At 38.6% G+C, this 11,457-nt stretch carries 10 protein-coding genes and 2 pseudogenes; 5 read left to right on the top strand and 7 right to left on the bottom strand.

Annotated elements, in window-relative coordinates; all coding sequences use genetic code 11:
* Positions 1 to 487, top strand: a pseudogene (locus WN50_RS36545) (iron uptake porin); the annotation flags it as partial.
* Position 488: 1 nt separating this feature from the next.
* Positions 489 to 1,678, top strand: a 1,190-nt coding sequence (locus WN50_RS22930; RefSeq protein WP_235441093.1) for an iron uptake porin, incomplete at its 5' end; no start/stop codon positions are given.
* A 277-nt stretch (positions 1,679 to 1,955) separates the two neighbouring features.
* On the opposite strand, the gene WN50_RS22925 is transcribed toward WN50_RS22930, so the two are convergent.
* The 4 genes from WN50_RS22925 to WN50_RS22910 all read right to left on the bottom strand — a co-directional run bounded on the left by WN50_RS22925 (position 1,956) and on the right by WN50_RS22910 (position 6,101).
* Positions 1,956 to 3,065: an ABC transporter ATP-binding protein gene (locus WN50_RS22925; protein ID WP_046280169.1), complete on the bottom strand. Its 1,110-nt coding sequence runs from the start codon at positions 3,063 to 3,065 to the stop codon at positions 1,956 to 1,958.
* Between the two features lie 194 nt (positions 3,066 to 3,259).
* Positions 3,260 to 4,336, bottom strand: coding sequence for an ABC transporter substrate-binding protein (locus WN50_RS22920; protein ID WP_046280164.1), 1,077 nt, complete (start codon positions 4,334 to 4,336; stop codon positions 3,260 to 3,262).
* Between the two features lie 23 nt (positions 4,337 to 4,359).
* Entirely contained in the window at positions 4,360 to 5,223 is an 864-nt protein-coding gene (locus tag WN50_RS22915) for an ABC transporter permease (protein ID WP_046280163.1), read from the bottom strand.
* On the bottom strand, positions 5,223 to 6,101 hold the full coding sequence (locus tag WN50_RS22910) for an ABC transporter permease (protein WP_046280162.1): 879 nt from the start codon (positions 6,099 to 6,101) through the stop codon (positions 5,223 to 5,225). The genes WN50_RS22915 and WN50_RS22910 overlap by 1 nt, the downstream gene beginning before the upstream one ends.
* Positions 6,102 to 6,254: 153 nt before the next feature.
* Here WN50_RS22910 and WN50_RS22905 point away from each other — a divergent pair, with 153 nt between their 5' ends.
* The 3 genes and pseudogenes from WN50_RS22905 to WN50_RS22895 all read left to right on the top strand — a co-directional run bounded on the left by WN50_RS22905 (position 6,255) and on the right by WN50_RS22895 (position 7,865).
* Positions 6,255 to 6,917, top strand: a complete 663-nt coding sequence (locus WN50_RS22905) for an RNA polymerase sigma factor (RefSeq protein ID WP_046280168.1) — start codon at positions 6,255 to 6,257, stop codon at positions 6,915 to 6,917.
* 146 nt (positions 6,918 to 7,063) lie between these two features.
* A pseudogene (locus WN50_RS37810) lies at positions 7,064 to 7,475 on the top strand (Uma2 family endonuclease); the annotation flags it as partial.
* Between the two features lie 108 nt (positions 7,476 to 7,583).
* A complete protein-coding gene (locus WN50_RS22895) occupies positions 7,584 to 7,865 on the top strand; it encodes a Uma2 family endonuclease (protein WP_053221579.1) in 282 nt (93 codons plus the stop codon).
* Between the two features lie 134 nt (positions 7,866 to 7,999).
* Here WN50_RS22895 and WN50_RS22890 read toward each other — a convergent pair whose 3' ends face one another.
* From WN50_RS22890 to WN50_RS22880, 3 genes are all read right to left on the bottom strand, one after another.
* On the bottom strand, positions 8,000 to 8,908 hold the full coding sequence (locus WN50_RS22890) for a class I SAM-dependent methyltransferase (protein WP_049560852.1): 909 nt from the start codon (positions 8,906 to 8,908) through the stop codon (positions 8,000 to 8,002).
* Positions 8,909 to 9,361: 453 nt separating this feature from the next.
* A complete protein-coding gene (locus tag WN50_RS22885) occupies positions 9,362 to 10,285 on the bottom strand; it encodes a class I SAM-dependent methyltransferase (RefSeq protein WP_046276659.1) in 924 nt (307 codons plus the stop codon).
* Positions 10,286 to 10,328: 43 nt separating this feature from the next.
* Positions 10,329 to 11,177: a glycosyltransferase gene (locus tag WN50_RS22880; RefSeq protein ID WP_049559593.1), complete on the bottom strand. Its 849-nt coding sequence runs from the start codon at positions 11,175 to 11,177 to the stop codon at positions 10,329 to 10,331.
* Positions 11,178 to 11,457 lie beyond the last annotated feature (280 nt).

The following is an 11,457-nucleotide window of genomic DNA, read 5'->3' as shown; positions in this document are numbered from 1 at the left end:
CCCCACTTATCAGTCTGAACCCTTAGCCCAAGTTCCGGTTAATCCCCATAGTGGTCAAATAGGCCCCCAGTCAAATTTTTCTCAAGTACAAGTCTCTGACTTAGACTCTGGGGAAAATACAGACAATTCCGTGAACCCCCAAACCTCCGACCAACTCAATCAATATTTTCAGGAGGGTCGGCGGTCTAATTCCCAGAAGAAACAGCAAGTTACCTCTGTTTCCCAACTCTCAGACGTTCAACCAACCGACTGGGCGTTTCAGGCGTTACAATCTCTCGTTGAACGCTATGGCTGTATTGCAGGATATCCAGATGGGACTTATAAAGGAAATCGGGCTTTAACCCGTTATGAGTTCGCGGCTGGGGTAAACGCTTGTTTAGAACGCATTAACGAACTGATTGGTGCGTCTACCGCCGATCTGGTAACACGCGAAGATCTGGCTAAACTGCAACGGTTGATGGAAGAATTCGCGGCGGAACTGGCGGCGNGAGTCACAGTTCTCGAAGCTAGGGCTGCTGAACTCGAAGCCAATCAATTCTCTACCACGACTAAACTTAACGGGGAAGTAATCTTCTTTATCGGGGATACTTTTGGCGATCGCGCGGAATATACCGTCGCAGGAGGGCCGAACGTTGATGAAGAGGAAGACCCCACTCAAAGCTACTTCGGTTATCGGGCGCGTTTAAACTTCGATACCAGCTTTACCGGAAAAGATAGACTGCGAACCCGTTTGCAAGCCCGAGATGTTCCCAGACTCAGCCGTGAAAACTTGACGAATACTTTAATGAGTCGTCTGGGTACCGATGGCGGTTCAGAAGATATTACGATGGATGACCTGTATTACCGTTTTCCGATTATGGACGGTAAAGGTCAGGTTTATTTTGGGGCGAAGGGCTTAGATCTCGATGATGTTCAAGATCCCATCAGTCCGTTTGAAAGTACCGGTAGTGGTGCATCCTCTCGCTTTGGTCGTTACGACCCCACCATGTTCCGGGGACCGGAAGGAACGGGCTTGGCGCTTAACTATCGACTCAACGATAACATTAAGCTTAATCTCGGTTACTTAGCCGATAGCGGAGATGCACCCGATCCCTCTGAAGGTCGAGGTATATTTAATGGGGGTCATTCGGCGTTCTTGCAAGTAGTCTATGAACCCTTGGATAATTTAGTGTTGGGTTTGGCTTATAGTCGCCGTTATTTCCGAGAAGGAGATGTTGGCGTTAGTGGCGGAACCGGAAGTTTCTTGGCCAACCGTCCCTTTGGTGATAATCCCACTACCAGTGATAACGTCAGCTTCCAGGCGAATTGGAGAATTTCTGATAGTTTTGAGGTTGGGGGCTGGTTTGGTGCGGCTTGGGCTGATGATAAACCGACTGGCGAGGGGGATGACCTCGATGCAACTATCCTCAATTTTGCGGTGACGTTGGCGTTTCCTGATTTGCTGAAAGAAGGCGATTTAGGCGGTATTATTGTGGGGATGCAGCCGAAGGTGGTTTATCACACGCTTGATCGCTTGGAGGAAGACAAAACCGGAATTCACATTGAAGCCCTTTATCGTTTCCAACTTAGCGAATACATTGCTTTAATTCCGGCTGTTTTCATTATTACTGACCCCGAACATACGGATGAAAATGATACGGTTGTTGTGACAACATTCAGAACTCAATTCCGTTTCTAAAACGGGCAGTTAATTAACAAAATTAAACCTAAAAGAATCTCGGTTTCTGAATTCAGAAGCCGTTTTTTATTCTGTTAAAAGGCNTTATCGTTTCCAACTTAGCGAATACATTGCTTTAATTCCGGCTGTTTTCATTATTACTGACCCCGAACATACGGATGAAAATGATACGGTTGTTGTGACAACATTCAGAACTCAATTCCGTTTCTAAAACGGGCAGTTAATTAACAAAATTAAACCTAAAAGAATCTCGGTTTCTGAATTCAGAAGCCGTTTTTTATTCTGTTAAAAGGCTGATATTTTCAGGAGAGATAAAAAGGTTAACAGTTTCACCAACAGCATAGGGTTGAAGGCGATCGCGTTGGAGGTTTTGTTGACGGATAATTAGGGAAATATTTGCCGTTAACTTGACTCGATAACGGGTATCTGTTCCGAGATAAATCGCTTCTTCTATTTTACCCTGAAAAATGTTATTTTTACTATTATTTTTAACGTCTTCAGTCGGAATAATACTAATTTTTTCAGGTCGGATGACAACGGTTAAAACTTGTCCGATAAAGGTTTCTTCCTGAGAAAGAACAGAAACGGATAATTGTTCATCGACTAATAAGTTAATCTGAGATTTTTCTGGTTGAATAACTCGTCCGGTTAAACAATTACTTTCCCCAATAAAATCAGCGACAAATCGAGTTTTTGGATACTCATAAATTTCGACCGGAGTTCCGACTTGTAAGAGTTTACCCTGGTTCATTACGGCAATTCTATCAGACATGGTTAAGGCTTCTTCTTGGTCGTGAGTCACATAAACAAAAGTAATTCCTAACCGTTTTTGCATTTGTTTAAGTTCGAGTTGCATTTCCTTTCGCAACTTCAAATCTAACGCCCCTAACGGTTCATCAAACAGTAAAACTTTCGGTTGTTTAACTAACGCCCTGGCTAAAGCAACTCGTTGCTGTTGTCCGCCGGAAAGTTGACGGGGATAACGGGTTTGTAAGTCTGTGAGTTGCACTAATCCTAACACCTCAGAAACCCGTTGACGAATTTCAAGACGAGGTAAATTTTCCATTTCTAGTCCGAAAGCGATATTTTGACTAACGGTTAAATGAGGAAATAGGGCATAATTTTGAAAGACAGTATTCACCGGACGATGAAATGGGGGATGATGATTCATGGCTTGTTGATGAATATAAATTTCCCCTGATGTGGGAATTTCAAATCCCGCTATCATCCGTAAAGTTGTTGTTTTTCCACAACCAGAAGGGCCTAACAGTGAAAAGAATTCCCCAGTTTTAATCTCTAAATTGAGAGAATCAACCGCTAACATTTCTCGACTGCGATTTCCTTGATAAAATTTAGAGATATTAATTAATTCGACTGCATTCTTCATAGAATAGATTGTTAATTCTAACTTGAGAGTTAGGGCGGGTTTAGCAAGGTTGTTGGTAAGATGAATCAATCTCGGTGAACCCGCCCTCAACAGTTAACAGTAACCTGTTACCAGTGATCACTGTAAAAACTGTAAACTGTAAACTGTAAACTGTAAACTGTAAGGAACCCGCCCCTACAAAAAACGGCTAACAACTAATTACCCAAGCTTAATTTTACCTCATTCCAAGCTTCATCATAGAGAATGGTTGCTTCTCCGACATCTTCGAGATAGGTTAATTTAGCAAAGACTTCTTCGGCGGGATAAATACCGGGATTTTGTAGACTTTCTGGCTTGATTAGCTTTTCTTGGATGGCGGTTTTATTCGGTGAACCGTAGTTAATAAAATTAGAGACTTTTGCACCAATTTCTGGTTCTAGAATAAAGTTAATAAACTGTTCCGCTAGTTGTTTGTGGGGTGCATTTTTTGGAATGACCATGCTATCAATTGCGATCAAAGTTCCTTCCTTTGGAATAACATATCTTAAATCGGGATTTTCTGCCATCACTTGAAATAAATCACCGCTATATTCCATTGCTAGATTAATTTCACCTTGATTAAGAAGATTTTGACCTGTATCGGGAAGGAAAGCTTTAATATTTTTCTGGTTTTGAATTAAAAATTCTTTGGCTTTTTTGATTTCTTCCGGGTTCGTTGTATTGGGATCATAACCGAGATAAATTAACACCGCCCCAAAGGTATGACGCATATCATCTAATAAAGCAGCTTTTCCGGCAAATTTGGGATTAAATAAAGCAGCCCAACTGTTAATGTCTTCTCCAGTTGCCTTAATATTATAACCGATTCCCATTGTTAGCCATTGATAGGGGATACTATATTTATTTTCAGGATCATAGGGTGGATTAAGAAACTTTTCATCAATATGTTGAAGATTTGGAATATTGATATTATCAACTTCTTCTAGCATATTTTCTGCTATCATTACTTTCACCATGTAATCAGCCGGAAAGGCAATGTCATAACCGGGATTTCCAGGTTTTAGTTTAGCATAAAGGCTTTCATTGCTATCATAGGTGTCGTAGTTTATTTTAACGTTATATTGTTGTTCAAATTGGCTGATCACTTCCGGCGCAATATAAGTAGACCAATTATAGAGATTGAGAACATTATCTTGACCCGACTGTGATAAGTTAGAATTGTTCCCTGTACAACCCAGGGGTAACAATACACTCATCAAAAATAAGAGAAAAAAAGTAAAAAGTCGTTTCATTGTTTTGAGGTAAAGGTGAATAATTAAGGTTTGGTTGTGGGTTGTGTTCGATTAATTGTTAATGAGGATACCACAAGTAGCAAGGATACCAATAACATTAACGTAGAAAGGGCGTTAATTGCAGGAGTGACAGATAGTTTGATCATTCCATAGACAAATAATGGTAAAGTGGTTGCACCGACTCCGGTATTAAAGAAAGTGACGACAAAATCATCTAAAGAGAGAGTAAAAGCTAACAAGGCACCACTGACAATTCCAGGTAAAATTAAAGGTAAGGTAATGCGGGTAAAGGTTCGCCATTCATTCGCCCCGAGGTCAAGTGCAGCTTCTTCTAAAGATGGGTTTAACTCCGCTAAACGCGCCCTCACCGTAATCGTTACAAATGCAATATTAAAGGTAACATGACCGAGAATGACAGAAGGTAATCCTAATGTTAAACGAATTCCCGTGAGATTTTCCACAAGACGAAAAATCAGGGTAAAAAACACGAGTAAAGAAATCCCCAGGGTGATTTCAGGGATAATAATCGGAAGTAAAATTAGCCCTGTAATGATTTTATCACCGGGAAACCGAAAACGTTCAAGGGCGAGGGCGACAGAGGTTCCTAATATTGTGGCGACTCCGGTAGAAATTATAGCAATGATTATACTATTATTTAAGGCTTGCCAAACTTCAACAGTAGAAAGATTAGCGGTAGTATCGGTAATTTGACCGAATAAACTGCGATACCAGTCCAGTGTAAATCCCGTCCAAACGGCGTTAAAGCGAGAAGTATTAAACGAGTAAATCACTAAAATTAAAATCGGCAGATACAGAAACGCAAGGGCGAGTGTCGCGTGTATCCACAGCCAAGATTTTCCTATTTTGCGAATGAGTAAATCAATCATTAGTCATCTGTAGAGGTTTGAAAATAAATCAATACAGGAATTAAAATAATTCCCATTAAAATCATCGATAAGGCTGAACCAAACGGCCAATTTCTGGCTTGCAAAAATTGATTTTGAATCAGATTGCCCAGCATTAAGGTTTTCGCCCCGCCAAGAATATCAGGCGTGATAAAGGCTCCCAATGCGGGGATAAAGACTAAGATTGATCCGGCGATCATTCCCCGTTTAGTTAAGGGAAAAACAACTCGCAAAAAACTTCTAAGATCATTCGCCCCTAAATCTTGAGCAGCTTCAATCAGAGCAAAATCTAAACGTTCTAATGTTGCATAAAGTGGTAATATCATAAAAGGTAAGTAGCCATAAATTAAACCAATAATAACAGCAAAAGGGGTAAACAGTAAAGTTAGGGGTTGATCAATCAGTTGTAAACTTTTGAGAACGGAGTTAATCACACCTTCATTGCCTAAAATCACAATCCAAGCATAGGTTCTGACTAAAAAGTTTGTCCAAAATGGAATAATCACTAAGACTAATAGAAGATTTCGCCAACGGGGAGAACGAGTGACAATAAAAAAGGCTAAAGGATAGGCGATGATTAAACAAACAAGAGTCGTTAAAGCAGCGAGTTGAAGCGATCGCCAAAATACTCCCCAGTACAAAGGACTGACTAAACGTTGATAGTTACTCAGGGTAAAAATCCAGTTAATCCCGCCATAGGTTCCGCGTTCAAGGAAACTACAAACCAGAACAAATATTAGCGGTAAAACAAAGAAAACTAACAGCCAAATTGTGGCAGGTAAGAGGAGAATGAGTAAAGTTTTTTGTTGGCGAGTTTCCAGGGTTGGAGAACTCGATTGATGTTGCTTTAACAAAGTCATTTTAATGTACAATTAAAGTTAAAAAGACGTGATTTTAAACTGTTGACTGAAAGCAGGGGTGACAGGCGACTGAAATGATGGCTTGATCTATGATGCAAAATGAGCTATGATTCAGCAGAGTTAAGTCCATTTTTGAACAAATCTCTACTGACGGTGCAAACGCTTCATCTATCTGAATCAAACCACCCCCTGGTGAAGTCGCTATCCCATCATAGCGATCAAGAATTGCTGACAATGTTTCAAAACCATCCGGATCGGGGGAAATATTTTGTTACAATTTTTTGTCGTTATGCGCTGATTGTATACACCTTAATCGGTCATTCTGTGCGATCGCCTGTACAAGCTGAGTATTTATTGTCTCAGACTTGGCGACATATTTTTTATGAAATGCGAGGTTTGAACTTGCGGGAGTCCCAAGACGCGCAGGGAGAAACAACCCTACAAAATTGGTTAATTAATGTCACGGCGATTTGTATTAACCGCGCCGATTTACCCCCCGTTGAGTCGATACAATATTCCCTGAAAGCGGCGCCTCCCCCCTTGTGGTGTTATATGGGACAAGCGCTTGATCAACTCGATCCCTTGTTGCGTTTAGCCGTTGTCATGGCGCAAACCTTTCATTGGAGTGAAACCCGTATTGCAGCCTATTTACAAGCGGAAGGAGAGGCGATTTCCCCCAGTGAAGTTAAGGATTTATTGAAACAGGGATATGATCAACTTCAGAAGAATTTACCCCCAGATATTCGCGCAATTTATTTAGGTGAATCTCTGAGTGATTCTGAACAAAATGGTAAAACAGAAGTGCTTCAATCTTAGTCAAAATTAAGACTTTTAAGAATAAAGGGATGAGAGGGGAGAAACATGATGGATCGACTCAAAACCCAACTCCCGACAGAAACTTGGGTAACGATTCCCTGGGAGGATTATATNTTTTAAGAATAAAGGGATGAGAGGGGAGAAACATGATGGATCGACTCAAAACCCAACTCCCGACAGAAACTTGGGTAACGATTCCCTGGGAGGATTATATTGAGGTCATTTCAGATCCTATTTATGAACAGTCAAAAAGTTATTATTACAGGGGAAATCTTAGGATTGAAATGCTACCTGTAAGTTTTGATCACGGAAAAGATCATGCTATGCTAATCATTAGCATTGGACTCTATGCAGCATTAAACAAGATTCCTCTCAATAGCCTTGATACCTGTTCATTTCGCAAGTCTGGTCTTCGAGAGTGTCAACCCGATATTGCTTGCTATGTCGGAGAAAAGTCTCAAGCAATTCCTGCTGGTACTGGAATTATTAATTTAGATCAATATCAAACACCGGACTTAGTGATTGAAATTTCCAAAAGTTCTTTACTCGATGATTTAGNTTCGAGAGTGTCAACCCGATATTGCTTGCTATGTCGGAGAAAAGTCTCAAGCAATTCCTGCTGGTACTGGAATTATTAATTTAGATCAATATCAAACACCGGACTTAGTGATTGAAATTTCCAAAAGTTCTTTACTCGATGATTTAGGAACAAAGCGAAGTTTGTATGAAGAGTTGGGTGTGAAAGAATATTGGATTGTTGATGTTAATACTGCTGAGATCATCGCCTATAAAATATTGAATGAAATGGAGTTTGGGAGTCAACGAATTAGACAGTCTCAAGTTTTCAAGGGTCTTGGTTTGAGTCTATTGGAAGAAGCTTTGCGTCGCAACCGAGAAACAAATCAGTCGGAAGTTTTAGCTTGGCTGATGAATCAATTTCAGAATTGAAGCTGTCTGGGGTTGATGCGATATTCTAGAGAACAGATAGGAACAGAAAGTTTCTATAGTCCCTGTCGTTAATCTCATAGAATATTTTCTACACCACTCACATTGAGAAACCTTTTTAAGTCTACAGCAATTAGTTAAATTTTTCGCCAAATTTTGGGAATACCATGAATTTCCACTAAATCTTCGAGATAGGGTTCAAATTCCAAATGAAAGTTATAACTTTTGACAGCTTCTTTAATGTTAACTTTGTTAGGGTTATGACGGTTGCCATGATCTCGAATATATAATCGCCCACCAGGTACCAAAATTCTTCGGAATTGTGAAATAACATAATCTGTCATTTCAGGACGTAATTCTCCTAAAACTTGAACTGTAATAACCAGATCAGCAAAGTTATCAGGAATTTCTTCCATTTTCCAAGATGGAATATGAAAAACTGTCTTATGAGGATAATTTTTTACCTGAAAACTTTCATCTTCTAAAATATACTCTTTAAGTTCTAAACCAATTAATTGATAATATAAATTTTGCATACAGTAGGTTTGTGGTATTGCATCAATACCAACAAATGTCTGTAAGTCTGCATCTTGAGACCATAAATTTAACTGCCTACCAGATCCCGCACCAAAATCTACTACATTAGCAATTTTTTGACCAAACATATTTGCAGTTGATTTAGAGAAAAAATAATCTTGTGCATTATATATACTGTAGTTTTCAAGGTTGATTTTTTTATGGGGTTGTTCAGCTTGAATGTCAGAAAATAAAGGTCGAGAAAATATGGAATGATCTAAGTCAATACTTTTTTGGACTAAAGACTGAAAATAACTATCGTTAATAACATTGGGATAAGTTCGGGAAGATGATTGTCCCGCATACCAATTAAATAAATCTATAACACCATTATAATTTTGACTAGCTCCAAATTGAGGATTTAGCTCTTTCCAATACCAAGCTTTTATCCAGTCTGGAATATCATTTTTTTGACTGTCTTCTTCTAGCTTCAGGAAAAATTGACTGAGAATATCTGTTGTTTGAATCATTTTGATAACCTTCAAAGTTAACTTGTTTTTTTGAATTTAGATCAAAGTATTTTGGAAGACTATGGAACGCTCTCGCTCTCCTGAACCGCACTTAAGACAATGGGGTGGGCTGCCAAAGCGTGAAGCTCTTAATTTACTATCAAATTCGCTTCCGCGACAGNACCAAGCTTTTATCCAGTCTGGAATTCATTTTTTTGACTGTCTTCTTCTAGCTTCAGGAAAAATTGACTGAGAATATCTGTTGTTTGAATCATTTTGATAACCTTCAAAGTTAACTTGTTTTTTTGAATTTAGATCAAAGTATTTTGGAAGACTATGGAACGCTCTCGCTCTCCTGAACCGCACTTAAGACAATGGGGTGGGCTGCCAAAGCGTGAAGCTCTTAATTTACTATCAAATTCGCTTCCGCGACAGAGGTTACAAATCTTGAGGGTATTGGTTTTCATAGCAGCATTAACGAGTGTAAGGATTTGGTTGAATATCAGGAATTTCAAAATCACATTCTCTCAAGATATCTTTTAATTGCGGTGAAATTTCACTCTTAAATATGATAAAAATGAGTAATGGATTAATTTTAGGATCGTGGCTTTTGTACCAGATATCAACTGCTTTTTCAAAATTCGGTTTTGATTGCTGAAATTTATCTCCATACTTAATAGAGCATGGCATTAACCTGCCTGCAAGTTCCATAGGAGCAGGCCTCGTTTCTTTTTTAGCCCATTTTTCAGGAAATTCTTGCTGAAAACAAAAACAATTCAAAATATAATTTACATTAGGTGAATATCCATAAGCAACATGATTAAATCCTAAACAAGCTGCACATTGAACTAATTCTTTGAGTGTAAATTGATATTTATAGTTTCCTGATGATTCGTACTGTTCTTTACCGATTGTGTAACAATGATCGCCATTGGGTTCAATTAAGATAATGCCTTTTCTGGAAACTCTGAGCATTTCATAAATGCACAGATATGGTCTGGGTAAGTGATGCAGAGATTCTTTAATAAAACAATAATCAACGGAGTTATCAGCAAATGATAGGTTTTCCGCATCTTCTTTTCCAAAATCATCAATTAAATTTCTTTGTTTTGCAACTTCCAGAATTTCTATAGCCAGATCAGTAGCGATCGCTTTATTGCCAAATTTTTTGATAATTTGTGCCTCATGGCCGCCTTTACCATCGCCTATGGTGACAATTTCACTAGGTGCTATGTGTCGAAAAAATTTTTCCAGTTTATAAAGAGGATAATTTCTCGACCAACCATGTGAATTTTCTACATCTAAGTAGGTATAACTCTTATCATCTTCCACCATTTTCTGAAAAGAGCTACGGTGGCTAGATTCTTGTTTGATTTTCAAGTTTTCGTAATTGTTCATTGTCTACAAAACTCCTTTTTTACTACTTTAAATTTATTAAAATTCAAGAATAAACTTTTCCAAATATTGCTTGAAAATCTGGTTTGTAAGATTTTCTAAGCTTATGGTAAAAATTAGCTTTGAAATAGTTAACTGGATCTACATCTACAACACCAAAACGATTAAAAATATCAGCTAATACATTAATAAACTTTGCTCTGTACGTTTGCGCTTGATTAATGTGCATCTGTCTAATTCGCTGTGGATTACGAGGATACTGTACAAATTCTTCTACTGCCAATGCAACCGCATCTGGCGTTGGTTCGCAAACAATTGAGTTGTATTCGTTATACCATACATCACGTCCTCCTTTTGACGGCGTAGAAACAACAGGTACTCCACACAAAAGATACTCACTCGAAGCAAAACAGGTTCCTTCAACTTCAGATAATATCAAGCCACAGTAAGCTTGATTAATCTTTTCGCACACTTCTTCAGGTGATAATGGCTGATTATTTAGATAGTCATGCGAGGGAATCTTTGAAATAGCATTTCCGTGATTACTTCCAGCTACCAGTGCCAAGCGAGACACCTGAGAAGCGAGCATATGTCTTTTAAATGCACTGCGACGACCTACATAAATAGCATCATAAATTTTATTAAGATTCAGGGGTCGCATCACTAAGTTTTCATCAATCCAGGCATTCTGGTTAATCACATCTCCTTGAAAGCCCTTGGCTGAAAAATTTTGCATTTCCAGTGGGCAATTATACAAAAAGAAAAATTTAGTCTTATCTAAGTTCAGGAGAGAAAAAATAGTCTCGGCTTCATTTGCAAAAGAAGGGCTTTGATACCAACCGCAATAAACCAAGAAGAAATCCGTTTTCCGAAAATGTTCGTGCCATTCAGACATCCAATTCCAATTGTGATGGATGTTTTCTATAATAAAGATTCTGCACTGAGGACTGTCATAATACACTCTGAATGGAAAGGCTGGATTTGGCCAAGTATAGGATGGCTTAAAGCTATACTTGCTAATCTTTTGGGTTGATGAATTTATGGTGTTCATCCTAGAGTTTAACTCCTCTGATCATTTTAAATTTAACAAAAAAGAGATTTAACAAAATTAATGTTTTCACTTTTTCTCATTCTGTGGTAGAAATTCTTGTTAAAATAGCTTGATGGATCAACAT

This window comes from Limnoraphis robusta CS-951, from assembly GCF_000972705.2.
The sequence above is the reverse complement of the archived record's forward strand: the minus strand, read 5'-3'. Positions and strand labels throughout refer to the sequence as shown.

What these genes read in the sequence shown, in the direction of transcription:
- WN50_RS22890 (WP_049560852.1), bottom strand. Translation starts at nt 8,908, where the DNA reads ATGATTCAAACAACAGATATTCTCAGTCAATTTTTCCTGAAGCTAGAA.
- WN50_RS22925 (WP_046280169.1), bottom strand. Translation starts at nt 3,065, where the DNA reads ATGAAGAATGCAGTCGAATTAATTAATATCTCTAAATTTTATCAAGGA.
- WN50_RS22880 (WP_049559593.1), bottom strand. Translation starts at nt 11,177, where the DNA reads ATGTCTGAATGGCACGAACATTTTCGGAAAACGGATTTCTTCTTGGTT.
- WN50_RS22885 (WP_046276659.1), bottom strand. Translation starts at nt 10,285, where the DNA reads ATGAACAATTACGAAAACTTGAAAATCAAACAAGAATCTAGCCACCGT.
- WN50_RS22910 (WP_046280162.1), bottom strand. Translation starts at nt 6,101, where the DNA reads ATGACTTTGTTAAAGCAACATCAATCGAGTTCTCCAACCCTGGAAACT.
- WN50_RS22915 (WP_046280163.1), bottom strand. Translation starts at nt 5,223, where the DNA reads ATGATTGATTTACTCATTCGCAAAATAGGAAAATCTTGGCTGTGGATA.
- WN50_RS22920 (WP_046280164.1), bottom strand. Translation starts at nt 4,336, where the DNA reads ATGAAACGACTTTTTACTTTTTTTCTCTTATTTTTGATGAGTGTATTG.